At 62.3% G+C, this 22,961-nt stretch carries 23 protein-coding genes and 5 tRNA genes; 2 read left to right on the top strand and 26 right to left on the bottom strand.

Features of this window, described 5'->3' with window-relative positions:
• Positions 1-60: 60 nt before the first annotated feature.
• From ruvC to CS006_RS06160, 8 genes are all read right to left on the bottom strand, one after another.
• Positions 61-639, bottom strand: coding sequence for a crossover junction endodeoxyribonuclease RuvC (gene ruvC, locus CS006_RS06195; protein WP_100510956.1), 579 nt, complete (start codon positions 637-639; stop codon positions 61-63).
• 9 nt (positions 640-648) lie between these two features.
• Positions 649-1,407, bottom strand: a complete 759-nt coding sequence (locus CS006_RS06190; RefSeq protein ID WP_100510955.1) for a YebC/PmpR family DNA-binding transcriptional regulator — start codon at positions 1,405-1,407, stop codon at positions 649-651.
• A 123-nt stretch (positions 1,408-1,530) separates the two neighbouring features.
• Positions 1,531-3,564 carry a threonine--tRNA ligase gene (gene thrS / locus CS006_RS06185; RefSeq protein WP_100510954.1) on the bottom strand — a complete coding sequence of 678 codons (2,034 nt, stop codon included), beginning with the start codon at positions 3,562-3,564 and terminating at the stop codon, positions 1,531-1,533.
• A 240-nt stretch (positions 3,565-3,804) separates the two neighbouring features.
• Positions 3,805-3,877: transfer RNA gene (locus CS006_RS06180), tRNA-Gly, on the bottom strand.
• A 25-nt stretch (positions 3,878-3,902) separates the two neighbouring features.
• Positions 3,903-3,978: transfer RNA gene (locus tag CS006_RS06175), tRNA-Val, on the bottom strand.
• A 38-nt stretch (positions 3,979-4,016) separates the two neighbouring features.
• Positions 4,017-4,091: transfer RNA gene (locus tag CS006_RS06170), tRNA-Val, on the bottom strand.
• A gap of 23 nt (positions 4,092-4,114) precedes the next feature.
• Positions 4,115-4,185 (bottom strand) — tRNA-Cys (locus CS006_RS06165).
• A 23-nt stretch (positions 4,186-4,208) separates the two neighbouring features.
• A tRNA-Gly gene (locus CS006_RS06160) sits at positions 4,209-4,281 on the bottom strand.
• 174 nt (positions 4,282-4,455) lie between these two features.
• Here CS006_RS06160 and CS006_RS06155 point away from each other — a divergent pair.
• The gene (locus CS006_RS06155; RefSeq protein WP_243386829.1) at positions 4,456-5,289 is read left to right on the top strand and encodes a PAC2 family protein; all 834 of its coding nucleotides are present in this window, start codon (positions 4,456-4,458) and stop codon (positions 5,287-5,289) included.
• Positions 5,290-5,432: 143 nt separating this feature from the next.
• Here the strand turns inward: CS006_RS06155 and CS006_RS06150 are convergent, their stop codons facing one another.
• On the bottom strand, positions 5,433-6,359 hold the full coding sequence (locus CS006_RS06150; RefSeq protein ID WP_100510953.1) for an undecaprenyl-diphosphate phosphatase: 927 nt from the start codon (positions 6,357-6,359) through the stop codon (positions 5,433-5,435).
• A 204-nt stretch (positions 6,360-6,563) separates the two neighbouring features.
• Between CS006_RS06150 and CS006_RS06145 the strand changes: the two genes are divergently transcribed.
• Positions 6,564-7,355 (top strand): fructosamine kinase family protein, encoded by a 792-nt coding sequence (locus CS006_RS06145; protein WP_100510952.1) that lies wholly within the window; start codon positions 6,564-6,566, stop codon positions 7,353-7,355.
• 128 nt (positions 7,356-7,483) lie between these two features.
• On the opposite strand, the gene CS006_RS06140 is transcribed toward CS006_RS06145, so the two are convergent.
• The 17 genes from CS006_RS06140 to pyrH all read right to left on the bottom strand — a co-directional run bounded on the left by CS006_RS06140 (position 7,484) and on the right by pyrH (position 22,953).
• On the bottom strand, positions 7,484-8,314 hold the full coding sequence (locus tag CS006_RS06140; RefSeq protein WP_100510951.1) for a DUF881 domain-containing protein: 831 nt from the start codon (positions 8,312-8,314) through the stop codon (positions 7,484-7,486).
• A 4-nt stretch (positions 8,315-8,318) separates the two neighbouring features.
• On the bottom strand, positions 8,319-8,651 hold the full coding sequence (locus tag CS006_RS06135) for a small basic family protein (RefSeq protein ID WP_100510950.1): 333 nt from the start codon (positions 8,649-8,651) through the stop codon (positions 8,319-8,321).
• A 6-nt stretch (positions 8,652-8,657) separates the two neighbouring features.
• Positions 8,658-9,620, bottom strand: a complete 963-nt coding sequence (locus tag CS006_RS06130; RefSeq protein WP_165777273.1) for a DUF881 domain-containing protein — start codon at positions 9,618-9,620, stop codon at positions 8,658-8,660.
• Positions 9,613-10,236 carry a CDP-alcohol phosphatidyltransferase family protein gene (locus tag CS006_RS06125; protein WP_100510948.1) on the bottom strand — a complete coding sequence of 208 codons (624 nt, stop codon included), beginning with the start codon at positions 10,234-10,236 and terminating at the stop codon, positions 9,613-9,615. The genes CS006_RS06130 and CS006_RS06125 overlap by 8 nt, the downstream gene beginning before the upstream one ends.
• Positions 10,237-10,246: 10 nt before the next feature.
• Positions 10,247-11,098 carry an ATP phosphoribosyltransferase gene (hisG, locus tag CS006_RS06120; RefSeq protein ID WP_100510947.1) on the bottom strand — a complete coding sequence of 284 codons (852 nt, stop codon included), beginning with the start codon at positions 11,096-11,098 and terminating at the stop codon, positions 10,247-10,249.
• A gap of 87 nt (positions 11,099-11,185) precedes the next feature.
• The gene (locus CS006_RS06115) at positions 11,186-11,449 is read right to left on the bottom strand and encodes a phosphoribosyl-ATP diphosphatase (protein WP_100510946.1); all 264 of its coding nucleotides are present in this window, start codon (positions 11,447-11,449) and stop codon (positions 11,186-11,188) included.
• Between the two features lie 83 nt (positions 11,450-11,532).
• A complete protein-coding gene (gene rpe / locus CS006_RS06110) occupies positions 11,533-12,198 on the bottom strand; it encodes a ribulose-phosphate 3-epimerase (RefSeq protein WP_100510945.1) in 666 nt (221 codons plus the stop codon).
• 77 nt (positions 12,199-12,275) lie between these two features.
• The gene (gene lgt / locus CS006_RS06105) at positions 12,276-13,232 is read right to left on the bottom strand and encodes a prolipoprotein diacylglyceryl transferase (protein ID WP_100511265.1); all 957 of its coding nucleotides are present in this window, start codon (positions 13,230-13,232) and stop codon (positions 12,276-12,278) included.
• A gap of 69 nt (positions 13,233-13,301) precedes the next feature.
• The gene (gene trpA, locus CS006_RS06100) at positions 13,302-14,174 is read right to left on the bottom strand and encodes a tryptophan synthase subunit alpha (protein ID WP_100510944.1); all 873 of its coding nucleotides are present in this window, start codon (positions 14,172-14,174) and stop codon (positions 13,302-13,304) included.
• A gap of 23 nt (positions 14,175-14,197) precedes the next feature.
• Positions 14,198-16,288 carry a bifunctional indole-3-glycerol phosphate synthase/tryptophan synthase subunit beta gene (locus tag CS006_RS06095; protein WP_100510943.1) on the bottom strand — a complete coding sequence of 697 codons (2,091 nt, stop codon included), beginning with the start codon at positions 16,286-16,288 and terminating at the stop codon, positions 14,198-14,200.
• Between the two features lie 77 nt (positions 16,289-16,365).
• The gene (gene trpE, locus CS006_RS06090) at positions 16,366-17,946 is read right to left on the bottom strand and encodes an anthranilate synthase component I (RefSeq protein WP_100510942.1); all 1,581 of its coding nucleotides are present in this window, start codon (positions 17,944-17,946) and stop codon (positions 16,366-16,368) included.
• The gene (gene hisI / locus CS006_RS06085; protein ID WP_404801625.1) at positions 17,946-18,350 is read right to left on the bottom strand and encodes a phosphoribosyl-AMP cyclohydrolase; all 405 of its coding nucleotides are present in this window, start codon (positions 18,348-18,350) and stop codon (positions 17,946-17,948) included. Before hisI ends, trpE begins: the two co-directional genes overlap by 1 nt.
• 126 nt (positions 18,351-18,476) lie before the next feature.
• Positions 18,477-19,247, bottom strand: a complete 771-nt coding sequence (hisF, locus tag CS006_RS06080) for an imidazole glycerol phosphate synthase subunit HisF (RefSeq protein WP_100510940.1) — start codon at positions 19,245-19,247, stop codon at positions 18,477-18,479.
• Between the two features lie 81 nt (positions 19,248-19,328).
• Positions 19,329-20,501, bottom strand: coding sequence for a dual-specificity RNA methyltransferase RlmN (rlmN, locus tag CS006_RS06075; protein ID WP_100510939.1), 1,173 nt, complete (start codon positions 20,499-20,501; stop codon positions 19,329-19,331).
• A 44-nt stretch (positions 20,502-20,545) separates the two neighbouring features.
• On the bottom strand, positions 20,546-21,529 hold the full coding sequence (locus CS006_RS06070) for a phosphatidate cytidylyltransferase (protein WP_100510938.1): 984 nt from the start codon (positions 21,527-21,529) through the stop codon (positions 20,546-20,548).
• A gap of 24 nt (positions 21,530-21,553) precedes the next feature.
• Positions 21,554-22,108 carry a ribosome recycling factor gene (gene frr / locus CS006_RS06065; protein WP_100510937.1) on the bottom strand — a complete coding sequence of 185 codons (555 nt, stop codon included), beginning with the start codon at positions 22,106-22,108 and terminating at the stop codon, positions 21,554-21,556.
• An 80-nt stretch (positions 22,109-22,188) separates the two neighbouring features.
• Complete coding sequence (gene pyrH / locus CS006_RS06060) at positions 22,189-22,953, bottom strand: UMP kinase (protein ID WP_100510936.1); 765 nt, start codon at positions 22,951-22,953, stop codon at positions 22,189-22,191.
• Positions 22,954-22,961 lie beyond the last annotated feature (8 nt).

Here is a 22,961-nt window from a genome sequence, read left to right as displayed (position 1 = left end):
CACCCCGTTCTTCATATGACAAATAATCGAACATGTGTTCGATAGTATATCGGATGTGCGCTACATACCGCGCCGCAGTCCCCGCCCATGCGCCTTTCTGGTGGCTTCGGCCCATTGCCGCTGCGCCGGGGTGAGATGCTGCTCGCGCTCGCCGCCCTGCAATGCGCCGGACGGTCTGAGGGCATGGCATATCGCCAGCGCCAACGCGTCGGCGGCATCGGCCGGCGTGGGCATCCGATTGAGGTTGAGGATTCTGGTGACCATGCGCTCCACCTGTATCTTCTGCGCCTGGCCGTTGCCGGTGATGGCCAGCTTCGCCTCGGTGGGTGTGTGTAACGCCACGGGGATGGTGCGCTGCGCGGCGGCGAGCATGGCGACGCCCGCAGCCTGCGCCGTTCCCAGCACCGTATTGCGGTTGGCCTGCGCGAACACACGTTCGATGGAGACGGCGTCCGGTGAAAACTCGTCGAGTTTGGCGCATAGGCCGTTGTATATCTTCAGCAGACGGATATCCTGCGATTCATGCGGGTCGGAGCGTACGACATCGACGTGAATAAAGGAAAGCCGGCGGTATGCGCCGGCTTCCACTACGCCGACTCCGCACCTCGTCAGTCCGGGGTCGACTCCAAGAATGATCATGAAGGGCTGTCAGTCCTCGGCTTCCAGCTGGGCCATGATCTCATCGGTGGCCTTCCACGTGCTGTAGATGTTCTGCACGTCGTCAAGGTCATCGAGGTTGTCGATGAGCTTCGACACCTTGCGGGCGCCGTCGAGGTCGAGCTCGACCTCATTCATGGCGACCATGGCGTTTTCAGCGGAATCGTAGTCGATGCCGGCGTCCTGCAGCGCGGTGCGCACGGCGACCAGGTCGCTCGGGCTCGTGGTGACGGTGTAGGTGTCGCCGTCCTCGGTCACATCCTCGGCGCCGGCCTCGGCGGCCACTTCGAAGACCTTGTCGTAGTCAACGCCTTCGGCGGGGACCTCGATGACGCCCTTGCGCTCGAAGTTGAAGCTCACGGAGCCGTTCTCGGCGAGGGAGCCGCCACCCTTGGTCAGGGTGGAGCGCACGTCGGCGGCGGCACGGTTGCGGTTGTCGGTCAGGCATTCGATGATGAGGCCGACGCCGCCGGGGGCGTAGCCTTCGTACACGATGTCCTCGTAGTTGGCGCCACCGGCTTCGGCGCCGGAGCCACGGTTGATGGCGCGCTTGATGTTGTCGGCCGGCATGGAGTTCTTACGGGCCTTGGTGATGGCATCGTACAGGGCCGGGTTGCCGTCGGGGTCGCCACCGCCGAGACGGGCCGCGATTTCGATGTTCTTGCCGAGCTTGGCGAAGAGCTTGCCGCGCTTGGCGTCGATGGCCGCCTTCTTGTGCTTGGTGGTGGCCCACTTGGAATGTCCTGACATGACTCTCCTAAGTATTCGTTTACGTTAAACAGTGCGATTTTATGAGGTCACGCCGACATTGCTCGGCGTGACCCCGGAATGCCCCTTCTCCGCATCATGGGCGATGGGCGTCGGAACAGGACATCAGTCCTCGGTGGCGGCGGTGAAGTCGTCGACGCTGTTGACCTGAACCCTCTTGGCGATGATCTCGAGGATCTTGGCCTTGGCCTCGTCCACCGAAACGCCGTTGAGCTGGCTGCCGTCACGGAAGCGGAAGCTGACCGCGTTCTTGTTCATGTCATCCTCGCCCACGATGAGCGTGAACGGCACCTTGGACTTGGAGGCATTGCGAATCTTCTTGCCGAAGCGGTCGTCGGAGGAGTCGATCTCGCATCGTACCATGTTGTCCTCCAGCCCGTGGATGAACTTCTCCAGATGCGGGGCGAACTCGTCGGCCACCGGGATGCCGGTCACCTGCACGGGGGCGAGCCATGCCGGGAACGCACCGGCGTAGTGCTCGAGCAGGATGGCGAAGAAACGCTCGATGGAGCCGAACAGCGCGCGGTGGATCATCACCGGACGCTGGTGGGTGCCGTCCTTCGCGATGTACTCGAGCTTGAAGCGCTCGGGCAGGTTGAAGTCCAGCTGGATCGTGGAGACCTGCCAGGTGCGGCCGATGGCGTCGCGGGCCTGCACGGAGATCTTCGGGCCGTAGAAGGCGGCGCCGCCCGGATCGGCCACGAGTTCGAGACCGGATTCCTTAGCGACCTCGGCCAGCGTGTTGGTGGCTTCCTCCCAGATTTCGTCCGAACCGACGAACTTGTGCTCGTCCTTGGTGGACAGCTCGAGGTAGAAGTCGTTGAGGCCGAAGTCCTTGAGCAGGCCGAGCACGAAGTTCAGCAGGCTCTTGAGCTCGTCCTTCATCTGCTCGCGGGTGCAGTAGATGTGGGAGTCGTCCTGGGTCAGGCCACGTACGCGGGTGAGGCCGTGGACCTCGCCGGACTTCTCGTAGCGGTAGACGGTGCCGAACTCGAAGAGGCGCAGCGGCAGCTCCTTGTAGCTGCGCTGGCGGGACTTGAAGATCAGGTTGTGCATCGGGCAGTTCATCGGCTTGAGGTAGTAGTCGAAGCCCTGCTTGGTGACGTTGCCGTTCTCGTCGCGTTCCTCGTCGAGGCGCATCGGCGGGTACATGCCGTCCTTGTACCACTGCAGGTGGCCGGAGGTCTCGTACAGGCCGCCCTTGGTGATGTGCGGGGTCTGCACGAAGCTGTAGTGGTGCTTGCGGTGCTGTTCGCGGGAGTAGTCCTCCATGGCGTTGATAATCGCCGCGCCCTTGGGATGGAACACCGCCAGGCCCGGCCCGATCTCGTCGGGGAAGGAGAACAGGTCCATCTCCTGGCCGAGCTTGCGGTGGTCGCGCTTGGCGGCCTCCTCCAGCTTGGCCTGGTAGTCCTTGAGGTCCTCCTTGGTGAAGAACGCCACGCCGTAGATGCGCTGCAGCATCGGATTCTTCTCGCTGCCGCGCCAGTATGCGGCGGCGCTGCGCTCCAGCTTGAACGCCTTGATGAAGCGGGTGTTGGGCAGGTGGGGTCCGCGGCACAGATCCTTCCACACCACGTTGCCGTCGCGGTCGACGTTGTCGTAGAAGCTCAGCTCGGATTCGCTGATCTCGGTGGCCGCCTCGGGATCGAGGTGGGCCTCCTTGTCCTTGATCAGCTCGATCTTGTACGGCTGGTCCTTTTCCTCGGCAAGCGCCTCGTCCTCCGTGACCGCACGACGACGGAAGGTCTGTCCGGACTTGATGATGCGCTGCATGCGCTTCTCGATGTCCTTGAGGTCGGCGGGGGTGAACGGCTCGTCCACGTCGAAATCATAGTAGAAGCCGTTCTTGATCACCGGACCGATGCCGAGCTTGGCCTCGGGACGAATCTGCTGTACGGCCTGGGCCATGACATGCGTGGCGGAGTGGCGCATGATCGCCAGACCGTCCTCGCTGTCCAGGGCGATGGGCTCGACCTTGTCGCCGTCGTGCAGCGGCGTGTACAGATCGCGAGGCTCGCCGTTGAGGCGGACGGCGATGATGTTCTTGTCGTCGGCGAACAGTTCGACGCCGGTGGTGGTTGCTTCCACCTCCTTCGCCTCATCGTCGACCGTGATGGAGATGGTAGCTTGCGCCATGGTATGTCCTTTGCTATCGGGGGTCCGCGTTACTAATGTGCAGGCCTGGACTGAACTTGACGATGCAAGAGTAAGCGCCGGCGGCGACAAGGTCAAGCGGAGAAGACGGCGCGTCGAAAGCCTTGGAATCACTGCCTCCCAAGAGGTCAGGGGCCGCGTGAAGCTCCGACGGATCACGGCGCCTTCATGGAAAACGTGACGCGAATAACAAAAAAACCGCTCCGAGGAGCGGTTCATGAGAGCGGACAACGGGACTCGAACCCGCGGTCTCGACCTTGGCAAGGTCGCGCTTTACCAACTAAGCTATGTCCGCGCAACTGCCGGCGTGAGAACCGGCATGGTGGGTGATGCAGGAATCGAACCTGCGACCCCTTCCGTGTGAAGGAAGTGCGCTAGCCGCTGCGCCAATCACCCGAAGTCTATGTTGTTATATCGCACCGGTGAAACCGGCTTGGTGGGCGATACAAGATTCGAACTTGTGACCCCTTCCGTGTCAGGGAAGTGCGCTACCTCTGCGCCAACCGCCCGAAGCGCCCCTAGAGACGACAAGAGGTGGGTACGAGAGTCGAACTCGTCTATACGGCTTTGCAGGCCGCTGCCTAACCGCTTGGCTAACCCACCATACGGTCCTTATCTGGGACTCGAGCGGACAACGGGACTCGAACCCGCGGTCTCGACCTTGGCAAGGTCGCGCTTTACCAACTAAGCTATGTCCGCATGTCTTCGACACCGTCATAAACGACGGAGCCGCAAGCACGAGTAATCAATATAGCCATACGGTTGCGATTACGCAAATACGGCGTGTCGTCCCTTCTGCCCCACCGTCGCTCACGAGTTCTCGCTGGGCATACTCAGCCATTGGAAACACAGGGCTGCTGTAGGGTGGGAGACATGAGCGAGAGTATGAGCAAGCGGCGATTCATGATCGCCGCGTTCGGAGGATGGAACGATGCCTGCCAGGCGGCGACCAACGTCATCCGTCACCTTCTGGACGTCTACGAATCAAGGGAGATCGGTCACATCTGCTGCGATTCCTATTACGACTACCAGTCGTCGAGGCCGATGATGTGCACCGTGCAGGGACGTAGACGAATCGTATGGCCGGAGACCACGTTCTACGAGATCACCGTGAACGACGACACCGCGCTCTACGTGGAGATGGGTCCGGAACCGAACTTCCACTGGTCCGACTTCTGCCAGCGTTCGCTGCGGTTCGCCGACGAATGCGAGGTCACCGACGTCATCACCATAGGCTCCATGTTCGCCGACTGCGCCCATACCCGCGCGCTGCCGGTGAGCCATTCCGAAGGCGATGACGATGATGCCGGCGAGGATGCGTACTGCGGCCCCATCGGCATTCCCACCGTCCTCAACTACGCCGCGGCCGAGGACGGTTTCGAGGCCCGCTCCCTATGGGTGTCCATCCCCCAGTATCTCGGCGGCGATGACTGCGCGGCCGGCACGCTGCGTCTCCTCGAGGAACTCGGCACCGTCATGGAGACGGAGCTCGAGGAGGGCGATCTGGCGTCGCAGGCCGAGCGCTGGAGGGCCAAGGCGGACATGCTCGTGCGCTGCAACGACGACCTTTCCGACTACGTGCACCATCTTGAACGCCTGATGGACGACGATCCGGCCGAGCACGACGTGTCCACCCCCCATTCGAGAAGACTGGTGGAGGAGACCGAGGAGTTCCTCAGGTCGTTCGACCATCCCGCTGCGGAATGACGGCACATTGATCCGAGCGCCGCGGAAAGATGACGGCGCGATATACGAGTGGCTCCCTTCCGGGATATCCCGGAAGGGAGCCACTCGTATATCGCCATTGCCGGCAGACGATGGCGCATCATATGCGTACAAGAAGAAACGCCCTAGGCGGCCGCCGCCACAGAGGGGTCAATCGCGGGCAGGACGCCGGTGATGAGCAGGACGGCCACGACGACGGCCAGTCCGATGCGGTAGATGGCGAACGCCTTGTAGGAGAACGTCGACACGAACTTCAGGAATCCGATGATGACGATGTATCCGACGAGGAACGAGACCACGGTGGCGGCGATGGTCGGCCCCCAGCCGGGGAACATGCCGATGGCCTTGCACGCCTCTGCGGCCGCGGCGCCGCCGGCCTTGCATGCGCTGACATCCTTGACGGCGGACACGGCCTCCAGGATTCCGGCGCCGAACACCGCGGGAATCGCCATAAGGAAGGCGACGCGCACGGCGGCTTCCCTGGTATAGCCCATGGCACGACCGAAGGTGATGGTGCCGCCGGAGCGGGAGACACCGGGAATCAGCGCGAGCATCTGGCCGATGCCGAAGATGATGGCGTCCTTCGCCGTCATGCGCTCCATGGTCTTGACCTGCTTGGCGCGGGCGTCGAAGTACCACAGCAGAATGCCGAACACCGCCAGCACGGTGACGGTGATCCACAGGTTGCGCAGCGTCGTCTCGATGACGTTCTTGAACAGCAGGCCGGCGATGAGGATGGGCATGGTGCCGATGATGATGTACCAGCCCATCCGGGTATCGCGATTGTGCTCGCCCAGCCGGCTTCTCACATCCGTGCCCTCCTTGCCGAACAGCGAGCCGAACCATGCGCCGAGGATGCGGATGATGTCACGTCGGAAGTACAACAGCACGGCAAGCTCGGTGCCGATCTGGATGATGGCCGTGAACGCGGCGCCGGGGTCGGAACCGATCGTCAGATCGCCGATGATACGGATGTGTGCGCTTGAAGACACGGGCAGGTATTCGGTCAGAGCCTGCACCAGACCAAGGAAGATCGCCTGGAAGAAATTCATAACCCTTCGTTTATCCCTTTACGCGTTGATGATATACGGTATTCGAATGTCCGTCGTTCCGTAACGATTACGATGCAACACCTTAGACCCTTCCCTCTAAGAATTCAGCAAGGGCTCCCCATTTTTTCGTTCAATGGTCACATTACGATGGCTGCGATGACCCATCGCCCTTAATATGGACGACGACTGCGGAAAGGAGCAGATATGGCCACATACCGTAAAAGTCGACGCCGGCCCCCAGAAGGATTCTTCGAATGCGAGGGCAGGGGCCTGCAATGGCTTGGCGAGGCCGAGGAACAGGGCGGCCCCCGCGTGGTGAAGGTGTATGAATGGGGGAACGACTTCCTGGACATCGAGCGCGTGGATCCGGCCTCCCCCACCCCGAAGGCCGCGCAGGATTTCGGTGCGGCGCTTGCACGGATGCACGATGCCGGAGCGGAGTTCTTCGGCTCGGCCCCGGCGGGTTACCACGGCACCTGCTATTTCGGACCATTGCAGGATCCGGTGCCCATGGATACCGGATCCTGGACCGATCCGGCGACGTATTTCGGCGAGGGACGGCTCATGCCGATGGTTCGTCTCGGCGTCCAGCGCGGCGAGCTCACGAACGGCGACATGACGATGGCACAGGAAGTCGTCGACGCATTGCCCGAATTGCTGGGGTCGGCGGCCGCGGACCGGCCCGCACGAATCCACGGCGACCTGTGGAGCGGCAACGTCATGTGGACGGAGGATGCGGGCCATGCCGAGGCCGTGCTCATCGATCCCGCCGCGCACGGGGGGCATCGCGAGGAGGATCTTGCGATGCTGAAGCTGTTCGGCGCTCCCTATCTTGGGCAGATCATGGACGGATACCAGTCCGTCCACCCGTTGAAAAAGGGGTATGAGAGGCGTGTCACACTCTGGCAGCTCTACCCCATCGCCGGGCACTGCGTGTTCTTCGGCGGAGGATATGTGGACGAGTTCCGTTCCATGTGCCGCTCGCTGCTGCGCTGATACGGCGCCTTCGCGACATCATTCCGTGGAGACGTCGTGCCCGGACAATCGTTTCCCGTTCCGAGCACGACGTCTCCGACCGGACGACGGAGAAGGAGAAGGAGCCGTCGTTCCGTATTACGTTGCGGCTATTCCACCGTCTTCGCGTATTTGTAGTCGGAGGGCTGGCGCACCGCATCGATCTGGACGCTGTCGGACTGCACCACGCTTACCGCGGCCCCGTGCTTCACGCGGAGCTGCGAGCCGACGCCGCCGGCGATCTGCACGGCGTTCTGCAACGCCGACGGGTCGCCGATGACTTTGATCGTATACGGAGGCGTCAGGCTCCTGCCATCGCAGGACACACCCGACTGGGTATCGACGAACGCCGTGGATGTCACCACGCGCACGCCGTTGAACTCCATCGCTTCGGCGCCGGCATTGCGCAGCTCCTCGATCAGCGTGAACATCATCGATGCGGGGATGTGGCTCTCCCGCTGCCCAACGGTGATGACGACGCCCTTCCCCTGGGCCGCGAGCCTGCCGGAGAGGATGCCACTGCTCTCCTCGTTCTCCTTGGCGATGCGTTCGACTTCCTTCTGTTTGTCCGCAGCCGATTTGATGGACTTGAGCTGTTCGGAAAGCTGCGTTTTCTGTTGTTCCAGGGAGTCGATCTGCGTGCTGGTCTCATCCAGCAGACGCACCAGCTCATCCTCGCTCAACGTGGCATAGGAGGACTGGGAGTTGCGCAGCTGGGTGGCGTAGCCGAATCCCAGCAGCGCGCACAATACTATGACCAGTATCGTGGAGAGTATTCGGCCGCGACGTGACTCATGGCGTACGGTCTTGGCCGGTTTCTTCTTGACCTGGGGAAACATTCCAGTGGAAAGATCATCGTTGATTTCGTCGGCCATCTCCTGGTGCCATAGCCGGTTGAATGCCCTTGGCTGGCGGTGCTCGTGCCCGTGTCCGCGTCGCATGCCATCAGCCCCTGAAGATGAATCGGCGAATCGCCGATACGTTCGAGAAGATGCGGATGCCGAGCACCACGATGACGGCCGTGGTCAGCTGGGAACCGACACCCAACTGGTCGCCGAGGAACACCAGCAGGGCCGCGGTCACCACATTGGAGAGGAACGATATGACGAACACGCGGTCGGAGAAGCTGCGTTCGAAGTACGCGCGCGCGGACCCGAGAAGAGCGTCGATGGCCGCGACCACCATGATCGGCAGATAGGGCTGCAACGCCACCGGCACGTCGGGCTTGATGAAGATGCCCACGACGACGCCTACGATCAGACCGATGATTGCCGGCATGTTTCATCATTCCTTTCTCGCATACTTCAGGTCGGGTGCGCTCGATGCCTCCAGTGTAATCGTCGCCGACTGCGCGACTTCCGGATAGATGCCCACCTGTGCAAGCGAATCATACAACGTGGCGTTGTTCTGTTTGCGTACCGACTGGCTGAGAGCGTATCTGTCGCCTATCGCCTGGATCCTGTAGGGGCTTTCCACGGAGGTGACTCCGACGAGGACGGTCTGCCCGGCCACTCGAATCGACGACTGGACGCCTATCCTCACGCCGTTGATGGCTATGGCTTCGGCTCCGGAGCCCCACAGCCGAGAGACGAACGTCTGCAGGTCGGTGTCCGAAACGACGCGAATGGCATGGCCATGGTCGTCGCGGGGCAGGTCGCCCTTCTGGTTCTCCGCCGCAATGGGATCGGTAAGGGTGACGGTCACCCCGGGGCCGCTGACCGCAGCCGTGCCGTTGAGTATGGAGTCCTTTTGCGCAGTGGAGTCGTCATTGGAGTGCAGGTCCTTGGTCATGGCATCGATCTGCGATCGCAATGACGCCACATCGGACTCCAGTCCATGCTGCTTGTCGTTCATGGTGACGACCTGGTTGGCGAGTTCCTCGCGCACCTTCTGCCTGGTGTTCATGTGCAGCTCCTGCACGATGACGCATCCGGAGATTCCCACGATGACGCAGAACACGAACGTCAGCACCTTGGTGACCAATGTCATGGTGCGGGACTGGCGTTGCGGGACCAGGGTGGAATCGCCGAACATCGGGTCGATGGGACGGTTCGTCAGATCGTCGATGAGATGAAGGGCCTCGTCGCTGACCTTGCGGCGACGCGACCTGCCGACTCCGTGGACCTCGTCCCTGACGGCGTGTCGGTTGATGAGCCCGAAAACCGATCGGGAGAATGCCGAGCGCCGCCGGATCGGGGTGTTGTCGGGCGCCACGGGGAAAGACGCCGGTGGTTCATGGTCAGGCATTGGCGCGTCTCTTGTCCTTGCTGAGCAGCGCATGGCCCTGCATGATGTAGATGAGTCCGGCGCACCAGTACAGCACGGCGCCCCAGATGGCGCCCGCCACGCCGATGAGGTGAAGCACCTGGAAGAACGTCGAACCGCTCAGATCGGCGACGATGAGGACCGGCACCGACATGAGCAGCAGGGCTGTACCCGCCTTGCCGACGAAATGCACCGGCAGCGGACCATAGTCCCTGTCGGACAGCAGCAGGACCTCGCCGAGCATGACCACATCCCTCGATCCGACGGCGATGAGAAGCCACCATGGAAGAATCTGCGCCCATCCGAGCGCCAGCATCGAGAAGATGATGAGCAGCCTGTCGGCGATGGGATCGAGTATCTGCCCGATTCTGCTCACCTGGTCGAATTTCCTGGCGATGTATCCGTCGACGCCATCGGACGCCGAGGAGATGGCGAGAACAATCAACGACCAGACCAGATACCGCTTTGAAATCAGCACCGCTATGACCGGGATGGAGAGGATGCGAAGGAAGCTGATCGCATTCGGCACCGTCCAGATGATGTTCTTCGGCTCCGGGCTGAACGCCTCGTCCTCGCCGTTGTGTGTGTGTTTGCTCATACGGTGTGAATCACATGCGGGAGGCCTGCAGCGCGGTGACGATGATGCCGCGGGCGCCCACCTCGTACAGCTTGTCCATGATCTGGTTGACCTGTGCCTTCGGCACCATGACGCGGACCGCGTTCCACTGCTTGTCGTGCAGGGGGGAGATGGTCGGGCTTTCGAAGCCGGGTGCCGCGTCGACGGCGGCTGCGACCTTGGAGACGGGGATGTCATAGTCCATGAGCACGTAGCGCTGGGCGGTGAGCACACCTTCGAGACGACGGCTCAGCACGGCGAGGCGCTCATCCTCCGGATCGAGCCTTGGGGAACGGATCAGGCAGGCCTCGGAGTGCATGATCGGGTCGGCGAAGATACGCAGTCCCGCGTTCCGCAGCGTGGTCCCCGTGGACACGACGTCCGCGATGAGATCGGCCACGCCCAGCTGCACGGAGGATTCGACGGCCCCGTCCAGATGGATGGTCTCGGCATTGATGCCATGCTCCACGAGATAGTCGTGGACCAGCTTGTCGAACGACGTGCCGACACGCTTGCCGTCGATGTCCTCGAGCTTGGAGAACGCGGAGTCGTTGGGCGCGGCGAAGCGGAATGTGGATGCGCCGAAGCCGAGCGGCATATGCTCGATGGCCTCGGTGCCCGAGTTCTTCAGCAGATCCTCGCCGGTGATGCCGCAGTCGATGGTTCCACGGCCGACATATACGGCGATGTCCAGCGGACGCAGATAGAACAGCTCGATGCCGTTGTCGGGATCCTCGACGACGAGCTGACGCGAATTGGTACGCAGACGGTATCCGGCTTCGGACAACATGTTCCAAGCGGGTTCGGACAGCATGCCCTTGTTGGGCACGGCAATTCTCAGCATGGTTTCCCCTTGATCGTGAATTTGAAAAAACGGCCGCGTGTCCTGTGGAAATAACCGGTCACGCGGCCGCGGAGCCGTGGAATCGGCTCACAGGTGCTTGTAGACGTCCTCGAGGCTGATGCCACGGTCGATCATCATCACCTGAACGTGGTACAGCAGCTGGCTGAGTTCCTCGGCGGTGCGGTCGGCGCCTTCGTATTCGGCGGCGATCCAGCTCTCCCCCGCCTCCTCGACGAGTTTCTTGCCGATGAAATGCGTGCCCTTTTCCAGCTCCTCGACGGTCAGCGAGCCGGCGGACTTGGCTTCGGCCTTGGCGCTCAGTTCCTCGAACAAGGAATCGAAGGTCTTCATACTTGGGATTCTCCTTTGATGAAGCCGGGGCAGGGCCCCGGCTGATTATGGATTCATCGGGGGATGAATCCACGACAACGTCTTCAGTCCCGATAGGCTGCCTGGGCGTTGTCTCGAATTTCGTTGATGGCCTTGGCAGGGTCGTCCGCACAGTAGACCGCGGAACCCGCCACCAGCACGTCGGCGCCGGCCTCGGCCACGATATGTGCGGTGGAGGGACTGACGCCGCCGTCGACCTGGATGTGGGTATCGAGGCCCCGGCGGGTGATCTCATCGCGAAGCCTGCGGGTCTTGGCCATCTGGTTGGCGAGGAACTTCTGACCACCGAAACCGGGCTCGACCGTCATGATGAGCACCATGTCGAACTCGTCGAGGATGTCGAAGAGCGGCTCGACCGGCTCGGCGGGACGAACGGCGAAGCAGGCCTTGCAGCCCATGTCGCGCAGCTGGCGGGCAAGACGCACCGGGGCATGGGTGGCACCCATGTGGAAGGTCACGGACTGTGCTCCGCACTTGGCGAATTCCGGGGCCCAGCGATCGGGATCCTCGATCATGAGGTGCACATCCACGGGAAGCGGGCTGACTTCGCAGATGCGCTTGACGATGGGCTCTCCCAGCGTAAGGTTGGGAACGAAATGATGATCCATCACATCGACGTGAACAAGGTCGGCATTGGCGATGGCATGCAGGTCGCGCTCGAGATTGCAGAAATCGGCGGAAAGAATACTTGGTGCAATTTGAATCGTCATGATATCCATTCTAGGGAAACTGAACGACGAGACACGTGAAGGGTCGCATCATTCATGCGGTGTTCATGTTGCGGTGGTCAACGTTCCGACGGGGTCCGACCGCCCTTGCGCCGTCGCGCTTCCTTGGCGGCCTGCTCCTGCGCGTTGATGCGTTCGAGCTCGTCCGCGGTGACTGCGGTGAGTCGTTTCGACAACTCTTCGATACTGTGTCCGCGCCGGCCCAGTGCGAGGAACAGGACCACGCCGAGCACGAATACGATCAGGGCGGTCCAGACGTTGATGCGCAGGCCGAGGATCTCCGTGGAGAAATTGATGCGCAGCATCTCGATCCATGTACGGCCGATTCCGTACCACATGAGGTACATCGCGAACTGCTGGCCCGCCTTCAACCGTCCGGCGAGCCTGCGGCCAATGACCACGAGGAGCGCGGCGCCTACGAGGTTCCACAGCATCTCGTAGAGGAAGGTGGGATGGAACAGCGTGCCCACGGGGCATAACTGCCCGTTATAGCAGACCTGCGTCTTGCCGATGGCGTCGGCGTCGTTGAGCGCCAGTCCCCATGGCAGTGTGGTGGGCTTGCCGTACAGCTCCTGGTTGAACCAGTTGCCGAGACGCCCGATGGCCTGGGCCACCATGAGGCCCGGAGCCAAGGCGTCGGCGAGCAGGGCGAACGGATATCGCCTGTGCCGGCACCACAGGAAGGCTCCAAGCGCTCCGACGCTGATGCCACCGAAGATGGCCATGCCGCCTTCCCATACCTTGACGATGTTGATGAGCTCGCCACTTGGGGGGAAGTACGCTTCGGGAGTGGTGATGCAGTGATAGAGCCGTGCGCCGACAAGACCGCTGGGCACCGCGACCAGTGTGGTGTCGAGCACCTGGTCGAAGATGCCGCCGACCTTCCTCCATCGAATGCTGAGAATCCATACGGCGAAACATACCCCGATCAGGATGCATATCGCATACATATGAATGGTCAGCGGACCTATGTGGAATTCCGAAAAAGTCGGGGAGGGAATCGATGCTACGGTCATCATGCCTCGTTCACATCAGGACGGCCGCGTCGGACGGGCAGGGCCGACACGACCGTCGTCGAATCATGTTCAGGAACGTGCGGTGCGCACGCCCTCGGCGAGCTCGTCGGTCTTGGCGGCGAGCAGCCTCAGGCCTTCATCCGTGTCACGAGCGGTCCTGTTGTCGTCGTTCAGAAGCGTGTGCACCAATGCGGAGCCGACGATCACACCGTCGGCATAGGAACCGACCTTGGCCGCCTGCTGCGCCGTGGAGACGCCGATGCCGACACACACGTTCTTCGCGCCTGCGTTGCGGGTACGTTCCACAAGATGCTCAGGCGAGGACGAGATGGTGTCGCGTTCGCCGGTCACGCCCATGCGCGAGGCCGCGTAGACGAAGCCACGGGCGTTCCTCGCGACGGTCTCCAGTCGCTCGTCGGCCGAATCCGGAGACACCAGGAAGATGCGGTCCAGACCGTGACGGTCGGAGGCCTCGATCCACTCCCCCGCCTCATCCGGAATGAGATCCGGCGTGATGAGGCCGGCGCCGCCGGCGTTCTCGAAGTCGCGGGCGAAACGCTCCACTCCGTAATGATAGATGAGGTTCCAGTAGCTCATGATGAGAGGAACGCCGCCGGCGTTGGCCACGGTTTCCACCGCCTTGAACACGTTGTTGATGCTCTCGCCGTTGTCGAGAGCGATCTGGCTTGCCGCCTGGATGACCGGACCGTCCATGACGGGGTCGGAGTACGGCAGACCGATTTCGACGGCGTCGACGCCATGCTCGACCATGATTCGCAATGCGTCGAGGGAAACGTCAGGGTCCGGGAAGCCATAGGGCAGGTATCCTATGAACGCGGGACGGTTCTGCTTCCGGAGTCGATCGAACATCGTCTCGGTGGGGCTTGCCTTGTGGCTGATGCCCAGCGGCTGTCCGGAGGGCGTGGTTGCTGTGTTCGTCATTGTTGTCTTCGCTCCTCTTGCTTTCAGGCGACGGTGTCGCCGTGCGCGCCGGTGACTTCAAGCGCGGCTGCCTGGTCGTCGGTGAGGTATCCGAACCATTTGCCAGCGGTGGCCATGTCCTTATCGCCGCGGCCGGAGATATTGACGATCATCACCGCCTTGTCGTATCCCTTGGCCTTGAGGTCGGCGGCGGCCTTGTACGCGCCGGCGACCGCATGCGAGCTTTCGATGGCGGGAATGATGCCCTCGGTCTGGCTCAGGTCGCGGAACGCGTTCATGGCCTCCTCGTCGGTGGCCCAGCTGTAGTTGACGCGGCCGATGTCCTTGAGCCATGCGTGCTCCGGACCGACGGAGGCGTAGTCGAGGCCTGCGGAGATGGAGTAAGTATCAAGGGTCTGCCCCTCGTCGGTCTCCAGCAGGTAGCTCTTGGCTCCCTGGAACATGCCGAGCTGGCCTGTTCCAGGGGCGAAGCGGACGGCGTGCCTGCCCGATTCAGGGCCATCTCCGCCGGCCTCGTAGCCGTACAGGTTCACACGTTCGTCATCGAGGAACGCGTTCATCACGCCGATGGCGTTGGATCCGCCGCCCACGCATGCGCACACCGCATCCGGATGGTCGATGCCATACCAGTCCTTGAGCTGCTGCTTGGCCTCTTCGCCGATGATCTTCTGGAAGTCGCGCACCATCTCGGGGAACGGATGGGGACCTGCGACGGTGCCGAGCAGGTAATGGGTGTCCTTGACGTTGGTGACCCAGTCGCGCAGCGCCTCGTTGATGGCGTCCTTGAGGATCTTGTCACCGAGGGTGACTTCCACGACCTCGGCGCCGAGCATACGCATGCGCGCCACGTTGAGGGCCTGGCGACGTGCGTCGATCTGGCCCATGTAGATGCGGCACTTGAGTCCGAGCATGGCGCATACGGTGGCGGTGGCCACGCCGTGCTGTCCGGCGCCGGTCTCGGCGATCACGCGGGTCTTGCCCATGCGCTTGACGAGCAGCGCCTGTCCGAGCGCGTTGTTGATCTTATGAGCGCCGGTATGGTTGAGGTCCTCGCGCTTGAGGAAGATGCGCGCATCGAGGCCGGTCTTCTCGCTGACGAGCTTCGAGAAGCGCGGCGCCTCGGTCAGTGGCGAGGGACGGCCCACGTACCGCTGCTGCAGGGTCATGAACTCCTTGTGGAATTCGGGATCCGCCTTGGCCTCGTCGTAGACGCGTTCAAGCTCGTCCAATGCCGTGATCAACGCCTCGGGCACGTAACGGCCGCCGAACTGTCCCCAGTACGGACCGTGGTGTTCGCTCAACGGAGTGGTTTCGGATGCTTTCACTCTTGCTCCTGCCTTCACTAGTCGTTCCACTGCAAGCTCATGGTCGTCGGCGGTGGCCACGCCTTCGCCGACCAGCACGGCGTCCGCGCCGGCCCGGCCGTAATCCTCGACCTCGACGGCACCGAAGACCCCGGACTCCGCCACCCTGATGACGTCCTCCGGCAGGTTCGTCGCAAGCTCGCTGTATTTGTTCACGTCCACCCTGAGGTCCTTGAGATTGCGGGCGTTGATGCCGATAACCCTTGCACCGGCGGCGATCGCGCGTTCGATCTCCTCGCGCGTATGCGTTTCGACAAGGACGGTCAGGCCAAGTTCATGGGCGAGCCCGAGAAGATGACGCAGCCTGTCGTCGTCCAATGCGGCGACAATCAGCAGCACCATATCGGCGCCGTGTGCGCGCGCCTCCCAGATCTGATAGTCGGTGACGATGAAATCCTTGCGCAGCACGGGGATGTGCACGGCGTCGCGGACGGCATCCAGATCGTCGAGGCTGCCCAGGAAGCGTCGACCCTCGGTCAGCACGGAAATCGCGCTGGCGCCGCCGGCTTCGTATTCACGGGCCAATGCCGCCGGGTCGGGGATGTCGGACAGATGGCCCTTGGAGGGAGAGGCCCTCTTGATCTCCGCGATCACCGGTATGGAATCCCGACGCTTCAGCCATCGACGAGCGTCGATGGGTTTACGGGTGGATGACGCCACCCGTTCCTGCAACGCCGCCAGCGGAACGGTGCGTTCCCGTGCCTGCTGGTCTTCGATGGCGCCTGCCACCAAATCGTCCAATACCGACATGATTCTCCTTTTGCATGAGGTGCGGAGTCGACAGTCACACCTTATAGCACAGTTTTTCCGAGCTTCGCTTGATTGTCTTACCTGACGGTTTTCAGCTGGGCCGCAATCTGCACGGCCTCGACCGAGGCCTCGGCCTTGTTGCGGGTCTCCTGCCACTCGTTGGCCGGCACGGAGTCAAGCACGATGCCCGCTCCCGCCTGCACGCTGGCCTCGTGGTCGCGCAGGAACGCGGTGCGGATGGCGATGGCCATGTCCATGTTGCCCGAGAAGTCGAAGTAGCCGACGGTGCCGCCGTAGATGCCTCGGTCGGCGACCTCAAGCTCGTCGATGATCTCGATGGCACGGGGCTTGGGGGCGCCGGAAAGCGTACCGGCCGGAAACGCGGACTTGAAGACGTCGAATATCGTCAGCTCGGGATCGACGGTTCCTGTCACCGTCGAGCAGATGTGCATGATGTGGCTGAACCTCTTGATATCCATGAGCTTGACCACTTCAACACTGCTGGGAATGCACACCTTGCTCAGGTCGTTGCGCGAAAGGTCGACCAGCATAATGTGCTCGCTGCATTCCTTGGGGTCGGCGAGCAGCTCCTTGGCAAGTCGCTCGTCCTCTTCCGGCGTAGCGCCTCGGGGGCGGGAGCCGGCGATCGGGAACGTCATGGCATGGCCGTCATCGACCTTGATAAGAGTCTCCGGACTGGATCCGATGACATTGAAATCCCTGCCCTCCACATCGGTCAGAGTCATGAAATACATGTAGGGGCTGGGGTTGAGCGTGCGCAGTACACGGTATACGTCAAACGGGTCGGCCGGGGAATCGAGGTCCAGGCGCTGCGAAATCACCGTCTGGAACACATCGCCGTCCACGATGTGCCGCTTCGTCTCCTCGACGGCGTGCTCGTAGTCGCTTTTCGCCGTCCGGAACCGCAGTTCGGGCTGCTTCGCCGTTGGGTCGAGAGCACTGACCCTCGCCTCGCCCTCGACCGGGGTGGCGGCCCGGCGCTGCATGGATTCCAGGCGCTCGACGGCCTCGTCATATGCGGCGTCCGCACGCGTGGGCTTGTCGTCCACGTTGACCGCGTTGGCGATGAGCCATACCGATCCGCTGACGTGGTCGACGACGGCGATGTCGGTGGCAAGGGCAAGGGCCAGCTCAGGCTGGCCGGTCTCGTCCGGGGCCTGCGCGCGGAGCGTGGGCTCCCAGTGACGAATCGCGTCCCAGCCGACCGATCCCACGAGTCCGCTGGTCAGGTTGGGCAGTCCCTTGACCTTCGGCGCCTTGAGCACCCGAAGCGCCTCATGGGCGACCTCGACCACGTCACCGTGCTCGGGCACACCGACAGGGACCCGCCCCAACCAGTTGGCCTTGCCATGATCGGAACGCAGCTGGGCGATCGAGTTGACGCCGATGAAGCTGTACCTGCTCCATGAGCCTCCGTATTCCGCGGATTCAAGGATGAAGGTGCCCGACCGTCCCCCAGCCAGGCGCTCATAGAAGCCGACGGGAGTCAGCGAATCGGCCAGCAGGCGCCGGACGATGGGAATCACGCGGTATCCGGCATCGGCCAGACGATGGAACTGCTCGCGGTCGGGCCACGTACCTCCCCAGTTCAGATGTTCCACGCTGCATTCGATGTCTGTGGTGGTCTGCGTTCCCATCACTCGTCCTCCTTCTGATGTGCCGTTCGATGTCCAACGACGACAGGCAGCGGACCGCCCTCATCGAAACAGGAGCGCTTGCCGGTGTGACATGCGGCCCCCACCTGGTCGACCTCGACCAGAAGCGCATCGCCGTCGCAGTCCAGGGACACCGCTTTCACGTACTGCACGTGGCCGGAGGTGTCCCCCTTACGCCAGTATTCCTGACGGGATCGGGACCAGAACGTGACGCGGCCGCTGGTCAGGGTCCGACGCAGCGCCTCCTCGTTCATGTAGCCGACCATCAGCACCTGCTTCGTGTCATACTGCTGGATGACAGCGGCGACGAGGCCCTTGGCGTCCTTCTTCAGACGCCGAGCGATGCCCGGATCGAGTTTCGTGGCGTTATCATATGTTTCCTGCATTGTTGTCGTCATTTCTCGTTATCACCTTGTGCACGATACGCGTGAACGTGCATGGAAAGTCCGTTTCCCCGTCCTACGGTCGCACAATCGGGACGTGTTTGCGTCGTATGGACCGTCTATCGGACGCTAACGGACGGCATACCCGTGCTTGGCAAGTTCCGCCTTGACTTCGGGGATGGTGACCTGGCCGAAGTGGAATACGGATGCGGCCAGCACCGCATCGGCGCCGGCCGCGATGGCCGGAGGGAAGTCCTCGGCCTTGCCCGCCCCGCCGCTGGCGATGATGGGGATGGATACCTCGTTGCGCACTTTTTCAATCATCTCGAGGTCGAAGCCGTTCTTCGTTCCGTCGGCGTCCATGGAATTGAGGAGGATCTCGCCGGCGCCGAGCTGTTCGGCCCGCTTCACCCACCACAGGGCATCGATGCCGGTGGACTTGCGGCCGCCCATGGTGGTGACCTCGAAGCCGGACCTGGTGTGCTGCTCGCCCTGCTCGCGTCGTGCATCGACGGAAAGCACCAGCACCTGGCGTCCGAATCTGGTCGAGACGTCGCTGATCATCTGGGGGTTGTTGATGGCCGCGGTATTGACGCCCACCTTGTCCGCGCCGCAGCGCAGCAGCATATCGACGTCGTCGACGGTACGGACGCCGCCTCCCACCGTCAGCGGGATGAAAAGCTCCTCGGCGGTGCGGCGCACCACGTCGTACATGGTCTGGCGATGGGAGCTCGAGGCCGTCACATCGAGGAAGGTCAGTTCGTCGGCTCCCTGCCGATAGTATTCGGCGGCCAGTTCCACGGGGTCGCCGGCATCCCTGAGATTCTCGAAATGGACGCCCTTCACCACACGTCCCGCATCAACATCCAAACACGGTATCACCCTTACCGCCAGCGACATGTTCACCCCTTTTGCATGAGTCATGTATAGTGCAGCGTCTGCGCACTAGCAACAGGGTAACGTCACTTGACGACGCTTTGATTACGACGCGCTGGAGAGCTGTTCTTTCGCCGCGAGCTGCCCGCAGGCGCCGTCGATGTCCGAGCCGCGCGTATCACGCAGAGTGGCGGTGATGCCGGCCTTGTGCAGGATGTCCAGGAATATGCGTTCATCCTCCGGATCGGAGGCCGTCCAGCGCGACCCCTCGATGGGGTTGAGCGGAATGGGGTTGACATGCGCCCAGTTGTCGCCGTAATGGTTCAGCCGGTTCGCCAGCTGCCGGGCGTGCACCGCCTGGTCGTTGATGCCTCTCATCAGGGCGTATTCGATGCTGACGCGGCGCTTGGATGCAAGATAGTAGTCGTGGGCGGCGTCAAGGACCTGTGTGGTGTCGAAACGGCGGTTCATCGGCACGAGTTCGTCACGGAGCTTGTCGTTGGGGGCGTGGAGCGACACCGCCAGACGAACGGGGATGCCCTCTGCGGCGAGCTTCCTGATGCCGGGGACCACACCGACCGTGGAGACCGTGATGTTCCTCGCCGAGATGCCGAACCCCTCCGGCGGCTGGGAGCTGATCTGTCGTATGGCGGAGAGCACCGAACGGTAGTTGCCCATGGGCTCACCCATCCCCATGAACACAACGTTGCTCAGTCGTCCGGGGCCTCCGGCGACATCGCCGTCGCGCATCGCCTTGGCGGCGACCCGCACCTGCTCGAGGATCTCCCCCGTCGACATGTTGCGGGTGAGGCCGAGCTTGCCGGTGGCGCAGAACGGGCATCCCATGCCACAGCCGACCTGGCTGGAGATGCACAGCGTGGTACGGGTCGGATAGCGCATCAGAACGGACTCGATGCGCGAACCGTCGAACAGCTTCCACAGGGTCTTCACGGTCGTGCCCTGGTCGGCGACCTGCCTCAGAAGCGGTTCAATCAGCACGGGAAAGAACGCATCGACCGCATCCTGCCTTCGCGATGCCGGGAAATCCGTGAAATCGTCCGGGTTCACGCTCAGACGGGAGAAATAGTGGTTGGCAAGCTGCTTGGCACGGAACTTGGGAAGACCCAGAGCCTGCACTCGCTCTATGCGCTCTTCGGGAGACATATCCGCAAAGTGGACCGGCGGCTTGCCCCGTCGGGCGTGGTCCTTGGCCAGGATGTCGCGGAACGCACCTGAGCGCCCGCCTTCGGTGATGCCTGTTTCGATCTGTTCACTCATCGTTCGTCTCCCGCGTCGTTGTCATCGTCAAATACCCGTTGTCGCTATAAGCCGGCCATTGCCAGAACGGCGCAGATGAACGGCGCCGCCATAAGGATGGAGTCGACGCGGTCCAGTACGCCGCCATGGCCTTTGAGAAGATGCCCCATGTCCTTGATGCCGAGGTCGCGCTTGAGCATGGACGCGCATAGGTCGCCGAACGTACCCACGATGCCGATCATGATGCCGAACAGCACGGGAACCCACCAATGCGAAAGCCACATCGAATGGTCATAGGTGACCAGGAAGATCACCAACGCGCCTACGAAACAGAAGAGAATGGAACCCAGCAGTCCTTCCACGGACTTCTTCGGCGATATGCGCGGCGACAGCTTGTGCCTGCCCATCCACGCACCGAAGACGAGACCGCCGATATCGCCGAGAGCGGGAACGAACACCATGAGGAAGGCGTGTGCGACCGGATGCTCCCATGTGAGCGGAAGCACGATGAATCCCGCAAGGAACGGCACATACAGCACCACGAACAGGGAGACCGCCACATTGGTGAACCGAGGGACATGTCTGCCATCGTCCTGCATGTTGAAGGACGACTTCTCACGCATGTCCGCATCCGCGTGCGAAAGCTTGTTGGCGACCGCCATCGAAACGCGGCGTCCCACCATGCTCAGCCGGGTGGACGCAGCAAGCGCCACATATGGCAGCGCCAGCGCCGTGCCGATGCACATCGCCAGAACATGATCCTCGATGACATATGTGGCGATCAGAATGATGATCGATGACACCCACAACGCCAATACGGGGATTCGAATGCCCACCGTGGCGAAATCGACGCGCAGCTCCCATAGGGCCAGCACCATGAAGACAACGATGAGGCCGACGAACACATCGACGTTGATCATGAGCGCGGCCAGGATGATGGCCACCAGCACCACGCCGGTGCCGATGGCCTGGGGCATGTTTCGTCCCGTCCGCTTGTTGATCGAATCGATGGCCTCCTCGGCCTCTTCCTTGCGATTTGACCTACTCATTGCGTTTGTTCCGTCTGAACCGTCTCAGACCTCGAGGATTTCCTTTTCCTTACCGGCGAAGAGGGCATCGATCTCGTCGGAGATCTTCTTGGTCACCTTGTCGAGTTCCTTCTGCAGACGATTGCCCTCGTCCTCGCCCATGTCGCCGTCCTTGACGGACGCTTCGATGGATTCCTTGGTCTTGCGTCGGATGTTGCGGATGGCGACCTTGCCGTCCTCCGCCTTGCCCTTGGCAAGCTTGACGTACTCCTTGCGTCGGTCCTCGGTCAGCTCGGGCAGGGTGATGCGGATGACGTTGCCGTCACGGTTCGGATTGACGCCCAGATCGGAATCACGCAGCGCCTTCTCGACCGCCGAGGCCTGGGTGACGTCAAACGGGGTGATGGCAAGGGTGCGCGGCTCGGGGACGCCGATGGTGGCCATCTGCTTCAGCGGGGTCGGGGCGCCGTAGTAGTCGACGACGATGCCGTTCAGCAACGCGGGGTTCGCGCGACCGGTGCGGATTCCGGCGAAGTTCTCCTTCGTGGACTCGACGGTCTTGTTCATCTGGGCCGTGGCCTGATCAATGATTGCTGCCATAATTCTCCTTTTGACGGTGCCGCGCGGCGGACGCCGCACGACCGAACTTCCTTGTTCCGGGGAAGATGTCCTGCCTTATATTACTTCGTTACCGAATCGACCGCGCTCACCAGCGTGCCGATGGTCTCGCCTTCCAGCGCCTTGGTGACATTGCCGGGCTCCTCGAGGCCGAACACGCGAATCGGCAGCGTGTTGTCCCGGGCCATGGAAAGCGCCGAGGCGTCCATCACCGCAAGATTGTCGACGAGTGCGCGATTGTAGCTCAGACGGGTGAACATCTTGGCCTCGGCGTCCTTGCGGGGATCCGAGGTGTATACGCCATCCACGCCGTTCTTGCCCATCAGCACCTCGGAGCAGTGAATTTCCAGGGCACGCTGGATGGACACGGTATCGGTGGAGAAATACGGCATGCCCGCTCCCGCGCCGAACACCACGACACGTCCTTTCTCCAGGTGGCGAATCGCCTTGAGCGGGATGTAGGGTTCGGTGACCTGGGTCATCTGAATGGCCGACTGGACACGGGTCGCCTGTCCCTCCTGTTCCAGGAAGTCCTGCAGCGCGAGGCAGTTCATCACCGTGCCGAGCATGCCCATGTAGTCGCCGCGCGAGCGATCGATGCCCGCCTGCTGCAGTTCGGCGCCTCGGAAGAAATTGCCGCCTCCGACGACGATGGCGACCTGCACGCCGTGCTTCACGGCAACGGCGATCTCCCCGGCGATTCGACGCACCACGACGGGGTCGATGCCGACGTGGCCGCCGCCGAACGCCTCTCCGGAAAGTTTCAGCAATACCCTTCGCGAGCTGCGCTGCTGGTCGTTCAGGTCCTTGGAACAGTTGTCAGCCATGTGACACC

The sequence above is a fragment of the Bifidobacterium primatium genome, from assembly GCF_002802875.1.
GTDB classification, from domain to species: Bacteria; Actinomycetota; Actinomycetes; order Actinomycetales; family Bifidobacteriaceae; genus Galliscardovia; species Galliscardovia primatium.
The sequence above is the reverse complement of the archived record's forward strand: the minus strand, read 5'-3'. Positions and strand labels throughout refer to the sequence as shown.